The organism is Streptomyces sp. MUM 203J (genome assembly GCF_022414595.1).
Lineage (GTDB): Bacteria > Actinomycetota > Actinomycetes > Streptomycetales > Streptomycetaceae > Streptomyces.
Genome location: NZ_JADWYO010000001.1, coordinates 280,344 through 304,046, shown reverse-complemented (window position 1 = coordinate 304,046; position 23,703 = coordinate 280,344). Strand labels below are relative to the sequence as shown.

Sequence of the window (23,703 nt, the reverse complement as noted above, 5' to 3'; positions counted from 1 at the left end):
CCATGCGGAAGATCCTCATCGTCGGCGCCGGTCAGTCCGGGCTCCAGCTCGCCCTGGGCCTCCAGGCGCGCGGGTACGAGATCACTCTGATGTCGAACCGCACCTCCGACGAGATCCGGTACGGGCGGGTCATGTCCACGCAGTGCATGTTCGACACGGCGCTCCAGCACGAACGGGACCTCGGGATCAACTTCTGGGAGCCGCAGGCACCCGCCATCGAGGGCGTCGGGGTCTCCGTCGCCGGGCCCGGCCGGGACCGGGCGGTCGACTGGGTGGGGCGGCTCGACGGGTACGCCCAGTCCGTCGACCAGCGGGTCAAGATGGCCGGCTGGCTGGACACCTTCGTCCGGCGCGGCGGCCAGCTCGTGATCCACGGCGCGGCGCTGTCCGACCTGGACTACTTCTCCCGCATGTACGAGCTGGTGCTCGTCGCGGCGGGCAAGGGCGAGCTGGTGTCGCTGTTCCCCCGGGACGACGCGCGTTCCCCGTACCGCGAGCCCCAGCGTGCGCTGGCCGCGTCGTATGTGCACGGGCTCGGGCCGCGCCCGGAGCACCCGGACTTCGACGCGGTGCGCTGCAACCTGGTGCCCGGGGTGGGCGAGCTGTTCGTGATGCCGACCCTCACGACGAGCGGGCGGGCGGACATCCTCTTCTGGGAGGGAGTGCCGGGCGGGCCGCTGGACGTGTTCCGGTCGGTCACGGATCCGGTCGAGCACCTGGCCCTCACTCTCGACCTGATGGAACGTTTCACACCCTGGGAGTACGCCCGGGCCACGAAGGCAGAGCTGACCGACGCGGGCGGCACGCTCGCCGGGCGCTACACCCCGACCGTCCGTGAGCCCGTCGGCCGCCTGCCGGGCGGGGGCCTCGTCCTGGGAGTCGCGGACGTGGTCGTCGCCAACGACCCGATCACCGGACAGGGGGCGAACGCGGCGGCCAAGTGCGCGGCGTCGTACCTGGCGTCCGTCGTCGAGCACGGCGACGGCCCGTTCGACGAGGCGTGGATGCGGCGGACCTTCGACCGCTACTGGGAGACGGCACGGCATGCCACCACCTGGACCAACGCGATGCTGGCGGCGCCGCCGGAGCACGTCCTCACCCTGCTGGGGGCGGCCGCGGACCTGCCCCCTGTCGCGGACCGTTTCGCCAACGGCTTCGACGACCCGTCGGACTTCGCGTCGTACTTCTACGACGCGCAGCGCACGGCCGCGTACCTGGAGTCGGTGAGCCCGCGGCTCTGACGGCCGGTTTCCGCGCACTCGCCGGGAAGCGGCAGCGAGCGGGGGGTCCGGTGTGCCTGCCGCGCCCGTCGCCTGCCTGGTTCCCGCCGGGAGAGACTGCGGCCGTCCGGGCCGCGGGGCCTGCGGGCGGATGCGTGGAAAGGGCGGGGCACGACGGCGACGGGGCGTGAGACGGGCGCGCGGCCGTAGCCGGGACCGGTGCGGCTCGCGGGGCCGCCGCCGATCCTGCCGTCCCTGGTGCCCGCTGCGGGCGGCTGCCCCGTGTTCGACAGGTGGCTGCCGCACGACCGTGAGCGGTACGAGGCGGGCAGGGCGGCCGAGGCGCGCGTCCCCCAGGCACCGGCCCGTCCTTGGGAGGACGGTCTGCGGGACGTCACCTTCACTGTCCAGGACGTGGAGAACAGGCGGAGGGACCGGCGGGCGACCGTGTCCGGTGGGCCCTTCCGGAACGGGGACGTGCTGTTCGGCGACCCGGGGCCGGTGCTCCGGCACCTCGCACCGGGTGGCCGGGACCGTCTGGCGCGGTGACGTCGTGGTGCTCGGCAAGGGGGAGCTACGGCAGGGTTCCTCCGGGGAGCCGCTCGACGAGCCGCAGACGGCCGCTGTGATCGGGGTGTTCGCGGGGACTGCGGGCCGCGCTCATGTTCTGGTCGGGGGCGGTATGGCTGGTCAGGCCCGACGGCCGTGAGCCGTTCACCTGGGGGCGCTACGGCAAGGCGGTGGTCGTCACCATGGCGGTCACCTGCTTCGTGGTGGGGCATCCGGCCCTCCTGGTGGGGCTTCCCTGGGGGGTGGTGCCTCCTCTGGGCGTGGCGGCGGTGGCTTGTGCGGCCTGGCCGCGGTACCGGCACCGGCGTCCGGTTCCGGCGGGCTGAGCTGCGACGGCGGCAGCTCCGCGAGTGCCCTCGCGGCCTCCAGCAGGCGGAGCCTGGCGGCGTCCCGGGCATCGCGGCGGCCGGCCAGCAGGAGCTGCTCCCGGTGCAGGGCCGCGCGGGAAGCGGCGGCCAGGGCGCCCGCGTGTTTCTCGGCGGCCTCCAGCCGGGCCAGCTCACCCGCCTGCCGCTCGGCCGCCCGGCGCAGCACCCGGCCCTGCTCCAGCACCGCCTGCGCGTCGCGCGCGAACAGGAGGCGCAGCGCGACGGGCAGGCCGGGGCCACCGCCCTGGTACTGGGCCCGCGCGAACCGGCCGACGGCCGCCCGGGCGCGGGCGAGATCGGCGCGGGTCCCGGTCAGGCCGGCGGTGAGAGCGGCCGTCCTGGTGGTGAGTGTCTTCCGCCGCGCGTCGGACTCCCGGTACGCCGCTTCCGCCGCCTCCGCGTCCCGGTGGAGCGTGCGGAGCCGGTCCAGCAGGCCCGGGAGGGCGGCCGGCGGGGCCGCCTCGGGCGCCGGGCGGGGGCGCGGGTCGTCGGGTGCCGCCGCCGCGGGATGCGGTACGGGGAGGAGCGCGGCGGCCAGCATCGCCGTCGCGGTGGCGGCTGTCTTCGTACGGAGGCCCATGCCGGGATGATGGAGCGTCAGATGGGATGCTCATGTGCGGAATGGGCGGTTCGGGGTAACGCTCTCACTGCGGTGGGGGACCCTGCGGCGAGGAACCCCGTGCTGCGGGGCCCTGCGGTGTGGACCAGGGCCACCTGAGCGCGCGGCGTTCGCGGCCGGCCGGCTCGTACTCGTACTTCCAGCCGCGCTGGAGGCCGAGGCGTCTGGTGTGGCCGGCGGGGACGCGGCGGTAGGCGTGGACGGTGGGCGGGCCGCCGTCCTCGTCGGGGACGGGGACCACGTACCACTTGGGCGGGTGGCCGGTCATGCCGGTCAGCACCGGCAGGACGCGGCCGTCGAGGGGGCCGCCGTGGAAGGGGGTGTTCTCGCTGTGCACGAGGACAGTGTCACAGCAGGTGGCTCGCCTCGGCCACGACGGGCAGCGCGCGGCGGGCCAGCGTGCCGACCGGGCCGTCCGGGGTCTCCAGGGCCAGCAGGCCCCGGACCACGCGCGCGGTCTGCGGGTCCGTCGCGGACGTCGCGGTCAGCAGGGCCACCAGGTGGTCCACCAGCCAGGCGCGCAGCTCGGCGGCGGGCGGGTTCTTGCCCTCGTCCAGCCAGATGAGCGAGGCGGCCTCGACGGCGGCGATCCAGGTGCGCACCATCATGCGCAGCCGCGGTCCCGGGTCGGGGACGTCCAGGTGGACGAGGATCTGCTCGGCCGCTGCGCGGCGCACCTCGTCCACGATCGCCGTCGTACGGGACGTCTCCGCGACGCTGCCGCCCCGGAGGAGGGCGCTGAAACCGGCGTCGTGCCCGTCCACGAACGCGAGGTAGCGGTCCAGGACGCGGGCGAGGCGTTCGGTGGGCGGGCCCTGCGGGGGCTCGGTGAAGCACAGCTCCAGTTCGTCGGCGGCGGAGCGGAGGGCGGCCTCGTAGAGCTGCTGCTTGCCGCCGGGGAAGTAGCGGTAGACGAGCGGGCGGGACACCCCGGCCGCCTCGGCCACGTCGTCCAGGGACACGTCCTCGGGGGCGTGGTGGGCGAAGAGCGTCAGGGAGGCGGTCAGGAGCTGCTCCCGGCGCGCTTCGACACTGAGGCGGCGGTAGGCCGGTGGGCGAGCGGGGGAGGGGGCACTCGTCATGCGGGCAGGGTACTGCGGGGCCGGTGCGGGCGGGGTGGGGGTGCGGGGGCGGGGTCCGGGGGCGGAGCCCCGGTGTCACGCCAGCAGCCCCGAGCTCCTCCACAGCCGCCGTCCCGGCCCGCGCAGGACGCCGATGTCGTCCAGGAAGTCCGTCAGACGCTTCGCACCCGTCTGCATGACCTCCCGGCGGTGGCCGCTGGCCCGCACCGCCGCGACGGCCTGCCGGCGGTCGAGGCCCACGTTCTCGTACACCTGGGGGTTCACGAAGCAGACCGAGAAGACCCGCGCCGCCTCCCCGCAGCTGAGACGGGTGAACTCCTGCTCCCAGCGCGGCGCCGTCACCATCTGGCGCCGCAGCTCCTCGCGCGCGTACCGGACGTGGCGGGCCTCCTCCACCACGTGGATCCGGGTCACCCCGCGCACCAGCGGCTGGATCCGCTCGTCCGGGAAGGTCAGCCGCTGCATCCAGTCGAGGATCTCCTCGCCCAGAAGAGTCGCCGCGAAGGACCCCGGCGTCGTCGACACGGTCTTCAGGATCCGCGCCAGGTTGTGGTAGACGCGCGGCACCGGGTACGCCGGGGCACCGCTCTTCTGGATCAGGCGCGCGAACATCATCGAGTGGCGGCACTCGTCGGCGATCTCCGTGAGCGCGTACCGGACGTGGTTGCTGGTGACGGACTTGTCGTAGATGTGCCGGACCAGCAGCTGCATCAGGATGATCTCGAACCAGATGCCCAGGGAGGCGAGCGAGGCGGCCTCGTGCCGGGCCAGGTCCATGCGCTGCTCCTCGGACATCCGGTGCCACAGCGGGGTGTCGTACAGGGACACCAGCTCCGGCGGCCAGGACCACTTGCCGTCCTCGAACGGCGCGTCCCAGTCCAGCTCCCGGTCGGGGTCGAAGGAGTGCTTGGCGGAGGACTCCAGCAGTCGGGCGGCGACCTGCTCGCGGTCCCGCAACGGGCCCAGCGCGTCACGCAGCAGTCGCAGGTCGGGTTCGGACGCGGTCGTCATGGGCGCGGCCACCTCGCCTTCCGGTAGGGGGAGTTCGGGGGGTGTTCAACGACGGAGATCTGGGGGACAGTCTTATGAGACTTGCTGTCAGCAAGGGCGTCAATCCCCCCGGCGTCAGTTGTTCGAACCCTGTCCCGCACCATGGAGCCTGCCCCTCGGACCACGAAGGAGCCGCCAGTGCCCAGCCACCACCCGAGCAGCGACCCGAGCAGCGACCCGGGCCGCGACCCGTACGCCCTGTACGCGAACCGCCCCGCGGCGCCCGCCTGGGAGGTCCCCGCCTCCGGTGCCGCACGGTTCTCCTGGGGGTACGACGAGGGCCGCGACCGGCTGCTCGCGCTGTACCAGAAGGGCAAGGACAAGCAGTGGGACGGTGCCCGGCGCATCGACTGGGACCTGGAGGTCGACCCGTACGACCCGCTCGGCACCCCGGACGAGGCCATGACCGTCCACGGCACCCCGCACTGGTCGAAGATGACCGCGAAGGACCGCGCGGAGCTGCGCCGCCACTACGCGTCGTGGCAGTTCAGCCAGTTTCTGCACGGCGAGCAGGGCGCCATGATCTGCGCGGCCCGCATCATCGAGTCGGCCCCCGACATGGACGCCAAGTTCTACTCGGCCACCCAGGCCATGGACGAGGCGCGGCACGCGGAGATATACGGCCGGTTCCTGAACGAGAAGATCGGCCTGCTCTACCCGATCAACGACAACCTCCAGTCGCTGCTCGGCGACACCCTGCGCGACTCCCGCTGGGACATGCCGTACCTCGGCATGCAGGTCCTCATCGAGGGCCTGGCGCTCGCCGCCTTCGGCATGATCCGCGACACCACGAAGAAGCCGCTGCCCAGGCAGATCCTCGCGTACGTCATGCAGGACGAGGCCCGGCACGTCGCCTTCGGGCGGATGGCGCTGCGCGACTACTACCGGCAGCTCACCGACGCCGAGCTGCGCGAACGCGAGGAGTTCGTGATCGAGGGCTGCTACCTGATGCGCGACCGGCTGCGCGGGGTGGAGGTCCTGGAGAACTTCGGCATCCCGAAGAAGGAAGCCGAGGCCATGTCCGAACAGTCCGAGTTCCTGCACCTGTTCCGCAAACTGCTGTTCAGCCGCATCGTCCCGTGCGTGAAGGACATCGGCCTCTGGGGCGAACGCCTCCAGAAGGCCTACCTCGACATGGGGGTCTTCGACCTGGGCGACTCCAGTCTGGACCTCCTCATGGCCCAGGACGAGGAGATCGCGGAACGCCTGGACGCGGAACGCTTCGCCCAGGAGGAGGCCGAGCGGGTCGCGGAGGTGACGGACGCGATCGCGGACGGGGCCGGTGCCACGGCATGAGGCGCCGGGCGCAGGCACGGCTCAGGCGCCGGAGAAGCTGGAAGCCGTCCGGGAGATGAGGATCAGGCTGGACGAGCACAACCGGCCCGGGCCCGACGTCCTCGTGGTGCCGGTCGACGCCGGCGCCGGCCCGGGGCAGACCTGGGTCAGGCCGGAGGGCGTCGTCCTCGCCGTCGAGGTGGTGTCCGAAGACTCCGAGGAGAGGGACCGCGAGGTCGAGCCCCGCAAGTACGCCCGGGCCGGAGTGCCCCACTTCGGGCGGGTGGAGGAGAACAACGGGCCGCCGGCCGTCCACGTCTACGAGCTTGATCCGTCCGCCAGGTCATACGTGCCGTCCGGCATCTTCCACGACCGGCTCAAGGTCCCCGTCCCCTTCCCCCTCGGCATCGGCCTCGTCGCTGTCAACCGGCGTCGCCCGTGGAGGCCACAGGCTCCGCCGGGCCCGGCGGGAAGCGGTCCCGCAGGGTGAAGGCGTACGGGGTCGGGCCGTGGGCGCGGAGGTGGAGGACCCGGGACTCCGCCTCGGCCGGAGTCGGGCGGTGACCGGACGGGACCCACCACAGGGCTGCCATCGGCTCCCTCACCCGCTCGAAGAACTCGTGACGGCGGGCCAGCAGCTCGCGATGTCGTCCCTGGTACATGAAGGCCTTCAGGGACTCGGCGTCCCGCCACACCGACATGTTGATCAGCATCGACGGGTCGCCGAACACCCGTAGCGCCGTCGCGTCGCCGCCCTCCGTCTGAAGGCGCCACACGAAGCCGTCCGCCGTGTCCGCGACGGCGTTCACCGGATCGAGGCCGTCGACGAAGGGCTTCAACTCGGGAGATTCCAAGGAGTGTCTCAGTCGGGCGAGGTTCACCTGGGCCAGCTGGAAAGGGGTGTTGGTGGTGGTCATGGGCGCACGCTAATCGTGGAACGGCTGTTCGTTCACCTCCTTTCGCCCAGTGAGATCGCCGCCTCCATCACCGCCCGGGCGATCGGGGCCGCACTGCCGCCGCCGCTGATGTCCTCGCGCCGCGCCGAGGCGTCCTCCACGACCACCGCCACCGCCACGGCCGGGCGGGACGTGTCCGCCGCCTGCGCCCAGCCGATGAACCAGGCGTAAGGGGTGCCCTCGTTGCCCACTCCGTGCTGGGCCGTGCCGGTCTTGCCGCCGACCTCCGCACCCTCGATGCCCGCGTTGCCGCCGGAGCCGTGCTCCACCACGTCCACCATCAGCGCCCGCAGCCGCGCCGCCGTCGACGGCTTCATGGCGCGGGCGTAGGTGCGGCGCATCGTCTGCCGGACCAGGCCCCCGGAGGCCGTCGTCGTCTCCTCCACCAGGTACGGGTGGGCCACCTCCCCGCCGTTCGCCACGGCCGCGGCCACCATCGCCATCTGGAGCGGGGTCGCCTTCGTGTCGTACTGGCCGATGGACGAGAGCGCGAGCTGGTCCGGGCTCATGTTCGCGTCGATGTTCGAGCGGGCCACCCGGGAAGGGATGCGCAGGCCGGGGTCGTTGAAGCCGAAGCCCCGGGCCGTCTTCACCATGCCGCCCGCCCCGACCTTCACCCCAAGCGCCGCCATCACCGTGTTGCACGACCAGCGCACCGCGTACGCGAGGGACGCGTCCGCGCAGCCCTTCGCCTCGTTCGGCAGCCTCGTGCGGGTGCCGGGGAGCACGTACGGATCGGGGACGCCCGTCGGGGCGTCCACGTCCGTGACGACACCGGCGTCCAGTGCCGCCGCCGCCGTCACGATCTTGAAGGTGGAACCCGGCGGGTAGGTCTCCCGGATCGCCCGGTTCAGCATCGGCTTCGCCGGGGCCGTGTTGAGCCGCGCCCAGGCCGTCGCCGCCTGGCTGCCCGTACTGGACAGCAGGCCGGGGTCGTACGACGGGCTCGACACCAGCGCCAGGATCCGTCCGCTCGACGGCTCGATCGCCGCCACCGCCCCACGCCGCCCCGACAGCCCCCGGTAGGCGGCCTGCTGGAGCGCGGAGCGGATGGTGGTGACCACGTTGCCGCCGGGCCGGCGGGTGCCGCTGCCGGTGCCGCTCCAGAAGGGCAGCGGGGAGAGCAGCGGGCTGGTCCCGGAGAGCAGCGCGTCCTCCGCGTGCTCCACAAGTGTCGTCCCGTACGTCTGCGAGGCGTAGCCCGTCACCGGCGCGTAGAGCGGCCCGTCGGTGTACGTCCGCTCGTACCGCAGCAGCTGCCCCGTGTCCTTGGAGCCGGTGACCGGCTCGCCGTCGACCAGGATGGCGCCGCGCGGCGCCGCGTACCGTTCCAGCACGGGACGCCGGTTGCCCGGGTTCTTGTCGAGCCGGTCCGCCTCCATTACCTGCACGCGCGCCGCGTTGGCCAGCAGCGCGACCAGGAGGACGACACACACTGCGGCGGCACGGCGGATACATCGCGTCAACGGGCCTCCTTGCGTACGGGGGTGTCCTGCGCGCCCGCCGGTGCGGGCGCGGGCACCGCGGGGGCGGCGGCGCGCGGGGCGCGGGCCGAGGCGCTGAGGCGGATCAGCAGTGCCACGATGGCCCAGTTCGTGACGACGGACGAGCCGCCCTGCGCCAGGAAGGGCATCGCCATCCCCGTCAGCGGGATCAGCCCCATCACCCCGCCCGCGATCACGAACACCTGGAGCGCCAGGATCGAGGCCAGCCCGACCGCCAGCAGCCGCCCGAACGGGTCCCGCAGCGCGAGCCCGGCGCCGTACCCCCGGGCCACCAGCAGCGCGTACAGCAGGAAGAGCGCGGTCAGGCCCGCCAGCCCCAGCTCCTCGCCCGCCGTGGCCAGGATGAAGTCGGACTTCGCGGCGAACCCGATGAGTGAGGAGTGCCCGAGCCCCAGGCCCGTCCCGGACACCCCGCCCGCCGCGAACGCGAACAGCGACTGCGCCAGCTGCCCCGGTCCCAGCCCCGCCTCGATCGACGCGAACGGGTGCAGCCAGTCCTCCACCCTGCCGTTCACGTGCGGCTCCAGCGACCCCACCGCGTACGCCCCGGCCGCCGCGAGCAGCAGCCCCATGACGACCCAGCCGGTGCGCCCCGTCGCCACGTACAGCAGGATCACGAACAGTCCGAAGAACAGCAGCGACGTGCCCAGGTCCCGCTCCAGCACCAGTACGCCCACGCTGATCAGCCACACCGCGACCACCGGCCCCACCACCCGCCCGGGCGGCAGCCGGGTCCCCAGAGTCCGGCGTCCGCCGCGCGTCAGCACACCCCGGTTCGCCGCCAGATACGCGGCGAAGAACACCGCCAGCAGGATCTTGGCGAACTCGCCCGGCTGGAACGACAGTCCGCCGACCCGCACCCAGATCTTGGCCCCGTTCACGGCGGGAAAGAAGATCGGCAGGACCAGCAGCGCCAGCGCGGCGGCCACCGACACGTAGGCGTACCGCTGGAGCAGTCGGTGGTCCCGTACGGAGAGGACCACGACCGTGAACAGCGCCACGCCCAGTGCCGACCAGACGAGCTGGGTGGTCGCCGCCCGGTCGGCCGGGGTCTCCAGGTCCAGGCGGTAGATGAACACCAGTCCCAGCCCGTTGAGCAGCACCGCGATCGGCAGGATGAGCGGATCGGCGTACGGGGCGCGCATCCGGACCGCGAGGTGCGCGAGCAGGGCGAGGAACCCCAGCCCGGCGCCGTACCCGGCGACGTCCGGCGGCACGGCGCCGCTGTGCGCGAGGCCGACGTTCGCGTACCCGAGCACGGCGCACAGGACGGCGCCGACCAGGAGGGACAGCTCCACACCACGCCGCTTCTGGGGGAGCGGAGGGTGCGGCGGCGCGTCGGTCATGCAGGGGAAGGTAGCAAGATGCGGGTGTTATGTCCCTTATGCCGGAGGGGTTGGGTCCGTCCGGGCCCCCGGGAGAGCGCATACCCCGGCAGGACGTCCCGCCTTTCTCGGCCGGCGCCCGCTAGTCCGGACCTGCCACCGGCCCGTCCGACAGATCCACGTACTCGGGCAGCGTCAGCCGCGCCCGCGCGCCGCCGTCCGGAGCGTTGTCGAGCTCCAGCTCCGCACCGATGACCGCCGCCTGGCCCACCGCGATCGTCAGGCCCAGCCCGTGCCCCTTGCCGCCGCTCTCCGTGCGGAACCTCTGCGGCCCGTGCTTCACCAGATAGGCCGGGTAGCCCTCGCCGTGGTCCCGGACCGTCACCACCGGCCCGTCCACCACCAGTTCGACCGGCGGGCGGCCGTGCCGGTGGGCGTTCGCCACCAGATTGCCCAGCACCCGCTCCAGCCGCCTGCGGTCCGTCTCCACCCTGGTGTCCCGCACGATCCGTACCGAGGTGTCCGTGCCCGAGGCGCGCACCACCCGTCGCGCCAGCGGCCCCAGCTCGTACACGGCCAGGTCGACGGTCTCGCCGCCGGTGTCCAGCCGGGAGATCTCCAGCAGGTCCTCCGTCAGCGCCCGCATCGCCCGCACCCGGTCCCGCACCAGTTCCGCGGGCCGTCCCGGCGGCAGCAGCTCGGCCGCCGCCGACAGGCCCGTCAGGGGTGTCCGCAGCTCGTGTGCCACGTCCGCGGTGAACCGCTGCTCGCTCAGCAGTTTGCCCTGCAGCGACGAGGCCATGGTGTCGAGCGCGCCCGACACGGTCGCCACCTCGTCCTGGGGGCGCGAGGGGTCCTTCGTGCGGGGGTCGTTGACCCGCGCGTCCAGATCGCCCGCACTGATCCGCCGCGCCACCTGCGCGGTCAGATGCAGTCGCCGGGTCACCCGCGTCACCGCGAACCAGCCGACCAGCAGCGTCGCCCCGATGGCCAGCACCGAGGAGCCGAGGATCGCCTGGTCCAGGCCGCCGATGGTGCGGGCGCCGAGCGTGTAGTCGACCCGTACGGCCAGCGCCCGCCCGTCCGCCGGACCCGCCGCCCACATGGCCGGCCGCCCCTGGAAGTCCGCGACCATGGTGCCCCGGCTGCCCCGCGCGGCCAGGTCCCGCAGCGAGGCCGGAAGCCCCTGCGGGTCGACGCCCGCGCCCGGCGGCAGCGGAGTGCCCTCCTCATACGCCCGGGTGACCTCCGTCAGCCGGTCCAGCGCCTTCTCGCGGGAGGAGTCCACGGTCTGCCGGGTCACCGAGACGTGCACCAGCGCGCCCAGCAGTGCGGCGAGCGCGCAGCACATCAGCGTGATGAAGACGGCGGCCTTCCAGGTGAGGGTCGCGGTCCAGGCGGGGCGGCGGGGCGCCCGGGGGACGCGGCGGACACTCACGGCGCGCTCCCCTGCGAGGAGGGCGCGGGCTCCGGGCCCTCAGCGGGCGCCGGGCCCACGTCGGGAGCACGCGTCACGTCCCGGTCCCCGTCCAGGTCCGGCGGGCTGGGCTTGACCCGGACGATCTCGTCCCGCGTCGGCAGCATGGTGCCCTGCCGCTCGTCCCACGACCACGCGGTCCGGTACTCGTATCCGGGGATGCCCGCGGATGCCGACCGCAGGATCAGGTCGCGGCCCGCGGCCTCCACGCTCACGATCTGTTCCTCCGCCGCCATGACGCGGGTCAGCCCGCCATGCCGGTCCGGCATGTAGCAGCGGACGGCCACCCACTGCTCGGGCATCCGCACCGCGACGATCAGCTCGTCCTCGCCGTCCCCGGTCAGGTCCCGGTAGTAGGGCCTGAGCAGCGGGCAGGCCTCGGGCCGGTCGCCGCACTCCCTGATCCGCCGGGCCGTCGCGTCGTCGAAGTCGGCGGCGCCGCGGAACGTGTCCGGGTCGGCGTCCACCTCCGCCCGGAGCACCTTCACGGCGTCCAGCCGGTGCACGTCACGGTCCGGCACGGCGATACCGGGCACCCGCTCGGTGTCGTCCTCGCCGTAGTCGTGCGGGGGCGCCGTGACCGGCGGCAGGTCCGGCCAGAGCCGTACCGGCCCCACCGCGGTGGGCGTGGCACCCGCGCTCTTCAGCTCACCCGCGTCACCGCACCCCGCGGCCAGCGGAAGCATCAGGGACGCCAGCACGACCGGCAGCAGCGGCCGGGCCGCGCGGGCGGGGAGGCGGGGGCGGTGCGGGGTCACGGTGCTCCTGGTGCGTGTCAAGGTCCGAGCAGCCACGATACGTACGCCCCTCGCGGGGCGGCTCCCGGGGCGCGGCGCGGGGGTTACGGCCCGCGAGGGCGGCCCGTACCGGCGGCCTGCTCCGTTCGGCAGTACCGCGTCACGCTTCGCGGTGAGCGTCTCCCCGACCGGAGGAACGGCGGGTTCCCTACGTGGTGGGCTCCGTCAGGGGACCCGAGACTCCGATCATGAGAAACCACACCCCTCGGCGCCGGGCCGGCTCGGCCGGGCTGTCCTGCGCCCTGGCCCTCGTGTCCGTACCGGTGCTGATGCTCGGACCGGGAGCGTCAGCCGCAGTCGCCGCGCCCCTGCCCGGCGGGCTCGGCCCCTGCGTACCGGGCGACTGCCCCGACCCGTTCCCCGGGATCGACAACGGCCTCGTCGCGGGCCGGGACAACGCGATCAACATCTTCGTCGGTGACGACTTCCACGTACGGGGCGCCGCCGCCGAGGCGGAGGGACGTGTGGTCGTCCTGGACGCCTTCGACATGGACAAGGACCCGGGGGCGGGCCAGGCCTACAACGTCGGCGAGGCCGGTGTCGGCTCCCGGGTACCGCCTCCCGCGGGTGCGGACTGGCTCACCACCGGCGGCGACATCACTGTGGCACCGGGGGAGCGCGTGCTGGCCGAGGCCGGTGTCGTACGCCATGCGGGCACCGTGACCGGCACCGTCCTGGCCACGGTCGTCGGCGACCCGGACGCCGTGGCCCCCTACACCGCCCTGCGCGACCGGCTGACCACGGCCAGCCGCTGCTACGCGCGGGTGGACGGCGTACCGAGGACACCCACCGGCACGGCGGTCAACCAGGGCTGGCAGACGCTGTTCACCGGCGACGGGACCTCGGCGCTCCAGGTCTTCAACGTCGACTTCGACCTCGCCGGTCCGACCGGAGGACAGCAGGGCGTGGCCTTCGCGGACATCCCGGCCGGCGCGACGATCCTCGTCAACGTCCTGGGCGCGGACCGCACCATCAACACGTACAGCGGCGGCATCGACGACGCCACCGACCCGCTGAACGCCTATCGCGACCGCCTGCTGTGGAACTTCCCGGACGCCACGGCCGTGGACCTCACCGGCACGGGCCAGTTCCAGGGCAGCTTCCTGATGGGCGAGCAGTCGTCCAGCACCACGGTCACCCTCCCCGGCATCAACGGCCGCTTCTTCACGACCGGTTCCCTCACCCACACCAGCGCCGCCACGGGCGGCGGCGGCCAGGAGTTCCACGCCTACCCGTTCAACGGCGACCTCCCGTACTGCGGCGAGGCCCCGGTGACGACCGGTCAGGTGCGGGTGCTGAAGACCGACGCGGAGACCGGTTCGGTGCTGTCGGGGGCGACTTTCCGGTTGTGGGAGGAGTCCAACGGCATGCCGGGCCTGCAGACGGGCGGGGCGGATCCGGACAGGCAGGTGGGTGGGCCTTGTACGACGGGTGCGGACGGGGTGTGCGCGCGGTCGGTGGGGACGGGGACGTACTACTGGCAGGAGACGGAGGCTTCGGACGGCTATGACCTTCCGTCGCCGTCGGTGTTCGGTCCGCTGGTGCTGACCGAGGAGAACGCGTCGGCGGGCGTCTCGGTCACCGCCGCCAACCGCCGCAGTCCCATTCCGCCGGGTACCGGCTCCGTCAAGCTCTTCAAGACCGACGCCGACAGCGGCCTGCCGCTGGCGGGCGCGACGTTCGAGCTGTGGCGGGAGAGCAACGGCCGCGACGGCCTCCAGACCGGCGGGGCGGACCCGGACGCGCGGGCGGGCGCGGCCTGCACCACGACCGCCGTGGGCCTGTGCGCCTTCGACGAGCTGGACCACGGCACGTACTACCTGCGCGAGACCGCCGTACCGGACGGCTACACCCTCCCCGCCGACCCCGTCGCGGGCCCGTACACCCTCAGCGCCGAACAGGAACTGGTCATCGCCCGGCTCGCCAACAGCCGGGGCGACGATTCCTGCGAGGACAAGGGATACGGGGACGAGGGGTACGGATACGGCGGCGAGGAGGGCTACGGTTCCTGTCCCTGAGGCCGACGGCGAGTACGCGGGACGGTGACGGTCACCGCACCGGCGGGCGCCGGTGGCCGTCCCGGTGCCCGGCGGCGGTGAGGCCGAGCAGCACCACGTCGTGGTACGCGCCGGTGAAGAACTCATGCCGACGGAGGCGGCCTTCGTCGACGAATCCCGGCCCGCGACAGAGCGCGGGGGAGGAGTCGTTGAACGCGTAGACCTCCACTTCGCACTTGTTGTAGAGCCGCTCGGTGAACACATGGGTGAGGACCGGTTCCGTGGCCTCCGCCGCACACCCTCTGCGGCGGAGGCCGTGGGGTATCCCGGTGCCGGTCCTGAACCGTCCCGCACGCCGGCCGACTTCGCCGACGGTCACCGGCCCGGCCAAGGCCCGGTCGGCCAGCGCCTCGATCACCAGCCGGAACGCCTCGCCCCCGGCGGACGTCCGGCCCGCCCGGCGGTCCAGACACGAAAGCTCTCCTCCGAGCGTGGCGGCTCGTCCAGGTCGGCGTTGCGGACATCGACGGTGCTCTGGACCGCCAGGCCACGGAAAGCCCTTCCAATCCTCCGGCCCGACGCCCCGCAGACGGACCTCCTCACCGGTCCACATCTCGCTCATGGTGCCCCACCGGTCCCCTCCGTTGCTATGTGTTCAGCCATGTTCGGCGGTCGCGGGCGATGGCGTACAGGGATTCGACCTCGGTCGGTTTCAGGGCGGGGGACAGACCGGCGAGTGCCGGGATCTGGTCGGCGCGGAGGATGCGGACGTCCTGGAGGGACGGCGGGACCGGGACCCGGGCGGCGTGGGCGAAGGCCAGGACCGGGCGCACCGCCGCAGCCAGGGCGTGAGCCGCGCGGTCGGCGTCCCGCCGGACCCACCGCAGCAGCGGCCGGGGGTCACCGCGCCCCACCGTGACCTGCGGGTCGCCGACCCGCACCCGGGCCCGGCGGGCCGACGCCACCGTGCGGACGGCCAGCGTGCCGCCCGGCCCGATCGCCAGGTGGTCGATCCCGTCGCCCGCGACCGGTGACGGCACCGCGTGCAGCACCCGCCACCCCGCCGCACCCAGCAGGTCCAGCGCCTCCCCGACGCGCTCCCGGGCGGCCACCTCGGCCTTCAGCCGCCGCTCCCTGCCGGGCTGTGGACGCCCGCCCGTCAGCAGGTCCTCCGCCGGGCGGTTCGGCGCCAGGTCGTCGTCCGGGTGCAGGGCCATCCCCGCCAGCTCCGCGGCCGTCGGGACGGGCGGCGGACCCGCCGTCACCTCACCCGTCAGATACGGCGCCAGAGCGGCGCGGGCCTCCGTCGCGTACACCTCGTCGAGCAGGCAGATCCGCCCACCCGCCCTCCCCGGCTCGTACCAGGCCACGGTCCGGCCGTCCCGGAGACTCACGAAGTACCGCTCGCGGCCGTCCGGTCCGGTCGGCGTCACTCGTAACAACGCGGTCACGCACCTCACCCCCGACGCCCATGGGAGCAGCCGCCGGGCACCACGGCAAGGAGTCGAACAGCGGATCGGACAAGGTCCCGGACACCCCCCGGGCGGGTGACCGAAGATGTGGCTCAGGTGTGTCCCAGGCGTGTCCGATTGGCAGGGCATCGCCGTTCCCGGTGTGGTGCACTATTGCCCCCAAGTGCAGTGTTCACGGGGAGGGAAGGCATGTTCACGGGGATCGACGAGGTCGACTGGGCCTCGCTGGGTCATGCCTACGGCCCGGCCGACGACGTGCCGGCGCTGCTGCGGGGGCTCGCCTCCGACGACCCGGCGGAGCGCGAGCGGGCGCTCGACGGCATGTACGGCACGGTGCACCACCAGGGCGATGTGTACGACTCCACGCTCGCGTGCATTCCGTTCCTGCTGGAGCTGGTCGCGTCCCCGGACGTCCAGGACCGGGGCTGCATCGTGGAGTTGCTGGCCGGCATCGGCGGCATCGACCTGTCCGGCGATGACGAACTGCAGGAACTCGACCCGGAGGACGAGGAGTTCGAGGACGCCGCCAACTACGCGATGGCCGCGGCAGCGGTGGCCGCGGGCGCCGACGTGTTCCTCGGCCTGGTCGGTGACCAGGACCGCGAGGTGCGGCTCGCCGCCCCCGGCGCGCTGGCCTCGCTGCACGGCGACCCCGTCCGCGTCCGCGACCTGCTGCGGGAGCGGCTGACGGTCGAGCTGGACGGGGAGGTGCGGCTGGCACTCGTAGAGGCGGTCGGGCGGGTCGCGCTGCGGTACGAGTCCCTGCGCGAGGAGACGGTGGGGTGGCTCGGCTGGCTGTCGGGCGCCGCGCAGGACCCGGCCCTGCGGCTGGCCGCGCTGGCACAGCTGGCCCGGTGCGCGCCCGCGCGGCTGCCGGAGGACGTGGCCACGACGGTCACCGGACTGCTGGCGGAGCTGCGGGAGGCGACGGGCGGCCCGGCGGGCCCCGGCGCCCTGAGCGGCCCGGGCGACCCGGGCTGTCCGATCGAGGACCCGGACGGTACGGGCTGCGGGCGCGAACCGGCCCTGCCCCCCGCTATGCCCTCAAGCCTCGGAAGCGCAAGCCTTGCGGGGTACAACATTCCTCCGACCCCGTGCAATTCGGCCAAAACCGGGGGCGCACCCGGAATGCGCGAGCCGGTGGCGGCCGCCGAGTCCGGCGGGGAGCCCCGCCCGGTCGCTCCGACCCTGGTCGGGCACCTCCGCGACCTTCGGGAGGAGCAGCGCGCGGGGCGCGGCACCGCGTGGGCCGACGACCTGCTGCGTACCCTGCACGGCGCGCTCGACGACCGGGTCGACGACCGAATCGCCCTGATCAGCGCCCAGTTGCGCAGCCCCGACCCCGCCCAGCGGACCGACGCTGTGTGGATGTGCGGCAGCCTGGTCCGGACCTGGCGTGGAGGCTACGCGGAGGTGGTGCGGCTGGTCGGGGCGCAGCTCGGCACCCCCGACGTGCGGCTGCGGGCGGCTGCGGCCGGCTGGCTGGAAGGCCTGTTCTCGCTGGCCGCGCCCGCGGCGGACGCACTGGCCGCGCGGGTCGCGGTGGACCCGGCCCCGTGGGCACCCGAATGGGTGGGGGGCCGCCCCGGCGCGGCGGGCGCCCTGCTGGCCCTGACCAGAGCAGGCGATGCCCGTGCGGTGCCCGCGCTGGCCCTGGCCCTGGAGGAGCCGGAGCCGAACGGCAAGCTGCTGTACGCGATCCCGCACCTGGCGGAGGCGGGGGCGCCGCTGGTCCCGTCCCTCTGCCGGAGGCTGGGCGCGCTGCCGCTGGACGACGAGCTGGGCGAGCGGTGCGGGCCGCTGCTGCTGTCCCTGGCGGGGCTGCGGGCGGTCGAGGCGCTGCCGGAGGTGCTGCGGGTGCTGCGGGGGGCGCCCGTGTTCCGCCGCGACTGGGTGCTGGAGTCGGCGCTGCGGGCGGTGGCCGCGTTCGGGCCCGCCGCGCGGGAGGCGGCGCCGGACCTGCGGCGGCTGCTGGACGACCCCTCGGCCGGTACGGCGACGGCTGCGGCGCGGGCCCTGTGGGCGGTGGAGGGCGGCGACGCCGGGGCGGTGCTCCCGCGGCTGCGGGGGCTGCTGCTGAGCGGAGACTGCCTGAGCCGCCGGTCGGCCGCGCGGGCACTGGGCGCGTTCGGCGGACCTGCCGCCGGGGCGGCACCCGAGCTGCGGGCATGCCTGACCGTGCCGGACGTGTGGCTGCGGGTGGACGCGGCGGCGGCGCTGTGCCGCGTGACGGGAGACCTGGACGAGGCGTTGCCGGTCCTGACGTCGGCCTGGCAGGAGAACCGCCATACCCGCCTGCGGGTCGCGGAATGCCTGGCGGAGTGGGGCCCACCGGCGGTCGCCGGTGCCCCGGCCCGCCTCCTGCAGGCGGAACTGGCCCGCACCCGCCGCCACAACGCCTCCCCCGGAGGCGGCGGCAGCGACCACGACATCCACGACGACGAATGCCTCCTGGCCTTCTGCCGCGAGGCCCTGGGCCCGGCCGCCCGCTGACCGGACCCTGACCGGCCGCGCGAGCGCGCCCACGGACACGGTCGCTCAAGGGCGCCGGGGATCAGGAGGACGCGTCGGCGCGCATCACCGTCGGCGCCGACAATGCCTTGAACGGCTCGGCCTTCTGGCCTGCCCCGGCGCCTGCGCCGACGCGCCCTCCGGCCGTTCGCCGACGCCCGTGGGCGTGCGGGAGATCCCCTCCGGCCTGGATCACCCGGAACACGGCCCGGCGGCGTCGTTCCGGCCCGGTGCGGCATCCACCGGGGGAAGGCGGATGCCGCGATCGGCCTGGAGACGGTCGGCGACGCCACCGCCTCCGGCGGCTTCATCCGCGACGCCGACCGCGTGGAGGCAGGCATCTCCCGTCCAGGAGGCCGAAGCGTCCATCCAGGACCTGATGGAGCCGGGGTTCGGCACCGGACAGTACGCGGCGCCGCCGTCCGGGGCGGCGGCGCCGTGGCGGGCGCGGTCTCGCCGGAGCGGGCGACGATCCGGCTGGTGAAGCCCGAGGGCGGTTCGATGCCGTCGGCGTCGGCGTCGGCGGACCGCGGGGTCCCGCAGAGGCCGATGCCGTTCTGAGCGGAGGCGGCCGGCGCGGCGGACTGCCGCAGGCTGCCGATGAGGGCGGTACGCAGGACGGTGCGGCGCCGGAGGGGCTTCTGTTCCCGGTGGTGCACGTTCGGTTCCTTGGAGGCGCGACGGCGACCCCGGCCCAGGGAGGGGGGCGGGGTCTGGCGGCGGGAAACGTAGGGCCTGAGGCGGGAGTTGGCGGCGAACCGGTCGTGAAGCACACCGGAACGGTCTGGGGACGGGTGTACGCCATCGCGTATGCGCAGGTCACGGCGGTGCGTGCGGGAGCCGGCCACGGTGTGGGCAGTCGTCGACGACAGCGCGTGAAGTCATGCGTGCGCCCCGGCGCAGCCGCCGGGGCGCGTGTGCGACGACACCGCTCTCCGTCTCTTGCCGTAGCCCGCGTCGACGTTCCGCACCCTATGTGTCATATGACGTGGAACAGCCTCCGGCGCTTCGGTAGTCAGGAAGTCATATCGGTGGCGGGCGCGATGCGTACGCCATCAGGCGAACACGCAATCGAGAGGGGGAAGGTCATGACGGAACCCACGCCGGCGCATTTCCTGATGGCCGTCCTGGACATCGCGGACTCGGGCCAACGGGGGAACCCGGACCAGGAGTGGCTGCGCGCCCGCATGTACGAGATCACCGAAACGGCCCTGAGCGCCGCGGACATCACGGAGTACCACCTGGAGGACCGTGGCGACGGACTGGTCCTGCTCATCCCGGGCACGGTGCCGAAGACCGCGCTGCTCGGTCCCTTCACCGACGAGCTCCACCACGCACTGCGCGTCCACGCCCGGGAACACCGCACCGGACCGCGCGCACTGCGGATGCGCGCCGCCCTGCACGCCGGTGAGGCCGCCTGGGACGGCCGTGGCTGGGTGGGCGCGGACGTCAACACCACCTTCCGGCTCGCCGGCCTGGAATCACTGCGCGGGTCCCTGCGGGCCGCCCGCCGGGCGGTCCTCGCCGTCGTGGTCTCGGACCACCTGCACCAGGCCGTGGTGCGCCACGACTACCCCGGCATCGACCCCGACGAGTACCGGTCGGTCCGCTTCTCCGTCAAGGAACTGTGGGACCGGACGGCGTGGATCCGGGTGCCCGGATACCTGGAACCGCCCGGGCTCCCCACGAGCGAGGACACCGGTCCGGCCCCCGCGGCGGACTCCGGGCGCCGCGCCGCGCCCGGCCCCCGGCAGCCGCACCCGGCCACGTCTCCCACCGCCGCTCCACCGGCCGGTACCGGCAACACCGGCATCGGCGCCCTGTACGGCGGCATCAGCAGCGGCGGTATCGGCGTCGTCCAGGGCGGCACGGTCAGCCAGACGCACCACGTACCCGCCGCCGCACCCGGCGACGCCGACGCGACCGGGTCGCTCCGCCGCGAACTGCACGAGCTGCGCGCCGAACTCGACCGGGCGCTGGAGCGCCGGGAGATCGACGACGGAACCTACCAGGACGCCAGCAGCGAACTGGACGAGGCCGAGCGCCACAGCGAGGCGAACGACGAGGCGGGCCGCGGCCGGGTCCGCCGGGCCCTGCAACGACTCAGAGGAATGCTGGAGGACTTCGGCGGCCTCGCCGCCGCCGTCACCGCCCTCCTGGAGACCCTGAAGGGGGTGGCCTGACGTGCCCGGAACGCAGAATGCCCGCCAGCACGGCACGACGGGGCAGGGGGCCCTGGGAAACCAGGGCATCGCCGCGCTGTACGGCGGCATCAGTGAGGGCGGCATCGGTGTCAACCACGGATCCGTGCACCAGTACTACGTCGCCCCCGGGGCGTCGCCCGAGGAGCGGCTGCGGATGGCCTGGCGCTGCCTCGCCGCCGGGCTGCGAGAGCGCGCGGCCGAGCTCGTCGACGAGGTCCTCGCACAGGGCCATCACACCGACGAGGTGCGGTTCGTGGAACTGCTCGGCGTGCTCAGCAGGCGCAGCGCGGAGCAGCTCACCGACGCGGACTGGACCCGGCTGCGGGGCCTCCGCCGCCTCGCCAGGGCGGGCGTCCTCGCCTCGGTGCCGGACCCCGGCGGCTTCCGGGCCGCGACCTGGACCGCCGTCCAGCTGCTGACCCTCCACGTGGCGGGGGCGGACGCGGCGGCCGGCACCTCCGCCCGGGCCGGGCAGAACGGATCCGGCGAGGGGACGGCGGAGCCGGGGCCGTGGCCGGCGAAGGTGCCCCAGGCCCGGCACGCCCGCGACGGGCACGGCGACCATCGCGGCGGGCCTGCCGGCGTCCGGGGCGCGGAGGAGGTGACGGCGCTGCTCGCCGCGCTGCACCAGGAGCGGCGCACCGACCTGGAGGACCATCTGCGCTACGTGATCGGCGGCATCACCCAGCGCGCCTCCGGCACGGCCCGGCTCGTCGACGACCGCACCCGGCGGCTGGCGAACGACCGGGAACGGCGGGTGCCGGCGTTCTTCACCGCCGACCCGCTGCCGCCCCGGCCGCCCGACCCCGTCGCCAAGCGTGTCTTCACCACCCCGCTGATCGGCTGGAAGATCACCGCCTGGCTCGGCGGCGGCTACGCGGTGGCCCTGCTCTCTCTGCTCCTCATGGCGGAGATGCGGGCCAACGGCGGAGTCGGGGTCGCGTTCGGCATGGTGGCATGGGGTCTGCTGGTCGCGGGGGCCCTCTACCTCGCGGTCCGGGCCCGTGCCCGGGCGCGCACCCGGATCAGCCGGCTGCGCGAGCTCGGCGACCCGCTGGAACTGGCCCGGCTCACCGCCGCGGCCAGTGCCGCCACCGGCACCTTCGCCCGGATGGCGGCCCAGCGCGGGGCGCAGGCCGCCGCGCGCTACTCCGACGCGATGCTGGGCCCGGCCGGACGGCGCCGCGCCCGGTTCCGCGGCAAGGTCGCCGACCTCGTGCGGTCCCGCTTCGACGCGATGGTGCCCGACAATCCCGCGGCGGCCGTGGCCTGGGCCCGGGACAGCGACCTGGCGCGCCGTGAGCTGACGGCCGAACTCACCCACGCCTTCTGGCAGTCCGGGACTCCGGCGGGCCTGGACTGGCTGATCCAGCGGCGGGCCCGGGCGGAGTTCGACCGCTGGCGGCAGCACGGCCCGCGGAAGCTCGGCGAACCCGGCTGGGCCAAGCCGGTGATGGTCCTCGCCCTGCTGGCCGGAGCGCTGTTCGCCCTGGCCCTGCTGGGTGGGGTGATCACCATTCCGGCACTGGGGTGCTGGGCCGGGGCCATCGCCGTCGGCTGGTACACGGTGCTGTTCGAGGCCGATCTGGCGCGGTACGCGGAACAGTCGGCCGTCTACCAGGACGATCAGCGGACGCACAAGGCATGGCAGGCCGAGCTGCTGGCGCTGCGCCCCGACGACCCGCAGATGGCCGAGTGGCTCGACCTGGACCAGCGTCACCTGCTGCGGGAGATGCTGGACGAGCACGAGATGGAGAACCGCGACATCGTCTACAGCTTCTTCGTGCTGCTGGCGGCTCCGGAGGCGGTACGGGCCCGGGTCGCGGGCGGACCGGTGCGCTACTCCGCGTACTTCGTGAAGCTCTTCGTGCTCACGGAGAGCGGCGTGTGGGTCAGTACCTGGAAGATGGACTTCGCCACCGGCACCCACAGCGGGCGCAACGACCTGGCGTTCCGCTACGAGTCGATCAGCACCGCGATGCTGGAGACCCTGGTGGCGACACCGGCCACCGGATCCGGCGGCGGAACCGTGAACGAGGTCTCCGCCGACCGGGAGGCCCTGGCGGGCGCCCCCGGAGGGGACGCTCTGGTGCCGCGGGAGGCGCTGCGGCTGGTCCTGGAGAACCGCCAGTTCCTGGACATCCCGCTGGAGGACTACGCGCTGCTGGAGGACGCCGCCGAGAGCGTCGGCGCGCTGCGCGAGCTGGCCCGGGAGTCGTCCGGCGCCTACGCCGGCTTCCGGGTGCTGGCGGCGCTGGCCACCGAGGGCGCCGAGTGGTTCGGGAACCGGCGCAGGCACTCCCGGGAGATCTTCCTGGGGGAGACGCCCGACGAGAGGGGGGCGCACGTCTGACCGCCAGGGCGCGCCTGGCGCCAGGAGCGGGGTGCTGATCGCCCGTCACGCCCCGCGCGTCCTGGCCGGATTCCCCGCCCACCGCCGTCACAGCCTCGTACGGCCCCTGCAGCTTGGCCATACGGGTGGCGGCCCGGCGGGGAATCCCTATGCTGAAACCCGTCCGGACCCGTGGTCCGAGCGGGAGATGCGCATGCCCCAGCAAAACGCCGCCGATGCCCGTTTCACGCCCGAGCAGCTGACCCTCCTCCGGGACTCGGGCGTTGCGCGGCGCTGGCGCCTGGGCGAGGTGCTGCTGGCGCAGGGCACGCCGTCCACCGAGGTGATCCTGGTGGGGCGCGGGCTGGTGAAGGTCACCGCCGACACCCACAACGGCTACACCAGCATGCTCGCGCTGCGCGGCCCCGGTGACCTCCTGGGCGAGCTGTCCTGCGTGGACGGGCGGCCCCGGTCCGCCACCGCCCGGGCCGCCGGAGAGGTCACCGGGACGGCGATCGGGGCGGACGAGTTCCGCCGCCTGCTGACCGAGGAGGGCGGCCTCGCCCTGACGGTGCTGCGCTGCGTCGCGGGCAGACTGCGCGACGCGGACCGGCTCCGCTCGCACCAGGGCGCCTACCGGTCGGAGGAGCGGGTAGGCCGGGTGCTGCTGGAACTGGCCCGGCGCTACGGCTCCCCGCACGTGTCCGGGGCCGGCGCGCTGGAACTCCCGATCACCCAGTACGAGCTGGCGGGCGCGGCGGGGACCTCCCGTGAGTCCACGAGCCGTGCGCTGCGGACCCTGCAGGACACCGGGCTGGTGGCGCGGGCGCGCGGCCGGGTGGTCCTTCCGGTCCCGGACCGGCTCGCCCGCTGGCTCGCCGGGCCGCATGCGCGCGGCTGACGCCCGGCCGCGATTCGCAGCTGTTCGGCCACCGGCTGCGCC

Annotated in this window: 19 protein-coding genes and 1 pseudogene; 9 read left to right on the top strand and 11 right to left on the bottom strand. The window is 74.1% G+C overall.

Features of this window, described 5'->3' with window-relative positions; translation table 11 throughout:
• Positions 1-2 precede the first annotated feature (2 nt).
• Positions 3-1,241, top strand: coding sequence for a styrene monooxygenase/indole monooxygenase family protein (locus I3F58_RS01305; protein WP_240106239.1), 1,239 nt, complete (start codon positions 3-5; stop codon positions 1,239-1,241).
• A 198-nt stretch (positions 1,242-1,439) separates the two neighbouring features.
• Positions 1,440-1,769 (top strand): hypothetical protein, encoded by a 330-nt coding sequence (locus I3F58_RS01300; protein WP_240106238.1) that lies wholly within the window; start codon positions 1,440-1,442, stop codon positions 1,767-1,769.
• A gap of 210 nt (positions 1,770-1,979) precedes the next feature.
• Here the strand turns inward: I3F58_RS01300 and I3F58_RS01295 are convergent, their stop codons facing one another.
• The 4 genes from I3F58_RS01295 to I3F58_RS01280 form a co-directional block, all read right to left on the bottom strand.
• The gene (locus I3F58_RS01295; protein ID WP_240106237.1) at positions 1,980-2,738 is read right to left on the bottom strand and encodes a hypothetical protein; all 759 of its coding nucleotides are present in this window, start codon (positions 2,736-2,738) and stop codon (positions 1,980-1,982) included.
• A gap of 64 nt (positions 2,739-2,802) precedes the next feature.
• Complete coding sequence (locus I3F58_RS01290) at positions 2,803-3,114, bottom strand: hypothetical protein (protein ID WP_240106236.1); 312 nt, start codon at positions 3,112-3,114, stop codon at positions 2,803-2,805.
• A gap of 10 nt (positions 3,115-3,124) precedes the next feature.
• On the bottom strand, positions 3,125-3,859 hold the full coding sequence (locus I3F58_RS01285) for a TetR/AcrR family transcriptional regulator (RefSeq protein WP_240106235.1): 735 nt from the start codon (positions 3,857-3,859) through the stop codon (positions 3,125-3,127).
• A 75-nt stretch (positions 3,860-3,934) separates the two neighbouring features.
• Positions 3,935-4,870 (bottom strand): diiron oxygenase, encoded by a 936-nt coding sequence (locus I3F58_RS01280; protein ID WP_240106234.1) that lies wholly within the window; start codon positions 4,868-4,870, stop codon positions 3,935-3,937.
• A gap of 237 nt (positions 4,871-5,107) precedes the next feature.
• On the opposite strand from I3F58_RS01280, the gene I3F58_RS01275 reads away from it, so the two are divergent.
• Both I3F58_RS01275 and I3F58_RS01270 read left to right on the top strand, forming a co-directional pair.
• Positions 5,108-6,205, top strand: a complete 1,098-nt coding sequence (locus tag I3F58_RS01275) for a ferritin-like domain-containing protein (protein WP_240106329.1) — start codon at positions 5,108-5,110, stop codon at positions 6,203-6,205.
• Positions 6,192-6,674, top strand: a complete 483-nt coding sequence (locus tag I3F58_RS01270; RefSeq protein ID WP_374207879.1) for a Uma2 family endonuclease — start codon at positions 6,192-6,194, stop codon at positions 6,672-6,674. The genes I3F58_RS01275 and I3F58_RS01270 overlap by 14 nt, the downstream gene beginning before the upstream one ends.
• Here I3F58_RS01270 and I3F58_RS01265 read toward each other — a convergent pair.
• The 5 genes from I3F58_RS01265 to I3F58_RS01245 all read right to left on the bottom strand — a co-directional run bounded on the left by I3F58_RS01265 (position 6,607) and on the right by I3F58_RS01245 (position 12,205).
• Positions 6,607-7,101 carry a DUF3291 domain-containing protein gene (locus I3F58_RS01265; RefSeq protein ID WP_240106232.1) on the bottom strand — a complete coding sequence of 165 codons (495 nt, stop codon included), beginning with the start codon at positions 7,099-7,101 and terminating at the stop codon, positions 6,607-6,609. The two genes, I3F58_RS01270 and I3F58_RS01265, sit on opposite strands and share 68 nt — an antisense overlap.
• Positions 7,102-7,133: 32 nt before the next feature.
• Positions 7,134-8,606, bottom strand: coding sequence for a penicillin-binding transpeptidase domain-containing protein (locus I3F58_RS01260; RefSeq protein ID WP_240106231.1), 1,473 nt, complete (start codon positions 8,604-8,606; stop codon positions 7,134-7,136).
• Positions 8,603-9,991 carry an FtsW/RodA/SpoVE family cell cycle protein gene (locus I3F58_RS01255; RefSeq protein WP_240106230.1) on the bottom strand — a complete coding sequence of 463 codons (1,389 nt, stop codon included), beginning with the start codon at positions 9,989-9,991 and terminating at the stop codon, positions 8,603-8,605. The genes I3F58_RS01260 and I3F58_RS01255 overlap by 4 nt, the downstream gene beginning before the upstream one ends.
• A gap of 121 nt (positions 9,992-10,112) precedes the next feature.
• Positions 10,113-11,408 carry a HAMP domain-containing sensor histidine kinase gene (locus I3F58_RS01250; RefSeq protein WP_240106229.1) on the bottom strand — a complete coding sequence of 432 codons (1,296 nt, stop codon included), beginning with the start codon at positions 11,406-11,408 and terminating at the stop codon, positions 10,113-10,115.
• Positions 11,405-12,205 (bottom strand): hypothetical protein, encoded by an 801-nt coding sequence (locus tag I3F58_RS01245; protein WP_240106228.1) that lies wholly within the window; start codon positions 12,203-12,205, stop codon positions 11,405-11,407. Before I3F58_RS01245 ends, I3F58_RS01250 begins: the two co-directional genes overlap by 4 nt.
• Positions 12,206-12,432: 227 nt before the next feature.
• On the opposite strand from I3F58_RS01245, the gene I3F58_RS01240 reads away from it, so the two are divergent.
• A complete protein-coding gene (locus I3F58_RS01240; protein WP_240106227.1) occupies positions 12,433-14,262 on the top strand; it encodes a choice-of-anchor A family protein in 1,830 nt (609 codons plus the stop codon).
• Positions 14,263-14,293: 31 nt separating this feature from the next.
• Here I3F58_RS01240 and I3F58_RS01235 read toward each other — a convergent pair.
• Positions 14,294-14,863: pseudogene (locus tag I3F58_RS01235) on the bottom strand (GNAT family N-acetyltransferase).
• A 25-nt stretch (positions 14,864-14,888) separates the two neighbouring features.
• Entirely contained in the window at positions 14,889-15,692 is an 804-nt protein-coding gene (locus I3F58_RS01230; protein ID WP_240106226.1) for an NERD domain-containing protein, read from the bottom strand.
• Positions 15,693-15,902: 210 nt separating this feature from the next.
• On the opposite strand from I3F58_RS01230, the gene I3F58_RS01225 reads away from it, so the two are divergent.
• From I3F58_RS01225 to I3F58_RS01210, 4 genes are all read left to right on the top strand, one after another.
• Positions 15,903-18,206: a PBS lyase gene (locus I3F58_RS01225; protein ID WP_240106225.1), complete on the top strand. Its 2,304-nt coding sequence runs from the start codon at positions 15,903-15,905 to the stop codon at positions 18,204-18,206.
• Positions 18,207-19,312: 1,106 nt separating this feature from the next.
• Positions 19,313-20,407 carry a hypothetical protein gene (locus I3F58_RS01220; RefSeq protein ID WP_240106224.1) on the top strand — a complete coding sequence of 365 codons (1,095 nt, stop codon included), beginning with the start codon at positions 19,313-19,315 and terminating at the stop codon, positions 20,405-20,407.
• Position 20,408: 1 nt separating this feature from the next.
• Entirely contained in the window at positions 20,409-22,781 is a 2,373-nt protein-coding gene (locus tag I3F58_RS01215) for a hypothetical protein (protein ID WP_240106223.1), read from the top strand.
• A gap of 193 nt (positions 22,782-22,974) precedes the next feature.
• Entirely contained in the window at positions 22,975-23,661 is a 687-nt protein-coding gene (locus tag I3F58_RS01210; protein ID WP_240106222.1) for a Crp/Fnr family transcriptional regulator, read from the top strand.
• Positions 23,662-23,703: the final 42 nt, after the last annotated feature.

What these genes read in the sequence shown, in the direction of transcription:
- I3F58_RS01305 (WP_240106239.1), top strand. Translation starts at nt 3, where the DNA reads ATGCGGAAGATCCTCATCGTCGGCGCCGGTCAGTCCGGGCTCCAGCTC.
- I3F58_RS01295 (WP_240106237.1), bottom strand. Translation starts at nt 2,738, where the DNA reads ATGGGCCTCCGTACGAAGACAGCCGCCACCGCGACGGCGATGCTGGCC.
- I3F58_RS01285 (WP_240106235.1), bottom strand. Translation starts at nt 3,859, where the DNA reads ATGACGAGTGCCCCCTCCCCCGCTCGCCCACCGGCCTACCGCCGCCTC.
- I3F58_RS01280 (WP_240106234.1), bottom strand. Translation starts at nt 4,870, where the DNA reads ATGACGACCGCGTCCGAACCCGACCTGCGACTGCTGCGTGACGCGCTG.
- I3F58_RS01265 (WP_240106232.1), bottom strand. Translation starts at nt 7,101, where the DNA reads ATGACCACCACCAACACCCCTTTCCAGCTGGCCCAGGTGAACCTCGCC.
- I3F58_RS01255 (WP_240106230.1), bottom strand. Translation starts at nt 9,991, where the DNA reads ATGACCGACGCGCCGCCGCACCCTCCGCTCCCCCAGAAGCGGCGTGGT.
- I3F58_RS01240 (WP_240106227.1), top strand. Translation starts at nt 12,433, where the DNA reads ATGAGAAACCACACCCCTCGGCGCCGGGCCGGCTCGGCCGGGCTGTCC.
- I3F58_RS01225 (WP_240106225.1), top strand. Translation starts at nt 15,903, where the DNA reads ATGTTCACGGGGATCGACGAGGTCGACTGGGCCTCGCTGGGTCATGCC.
- I3F58_RS01220 (WP_240106224.1), top strand. Translation starts at nt 19,313, where the DNA reads ATGACGGAACCCACGCCGGCGCATTTCCTGATGGCCGTCCTGGACATC.
- I3F58_RS01210 (WP_240106222.1), top strand. Translation starts at nt 22,975, where the DNA reads ATGCCCCAGCAAAACGCCGCCGATGCCCGTTTCACGCCCGAGCAGCTG.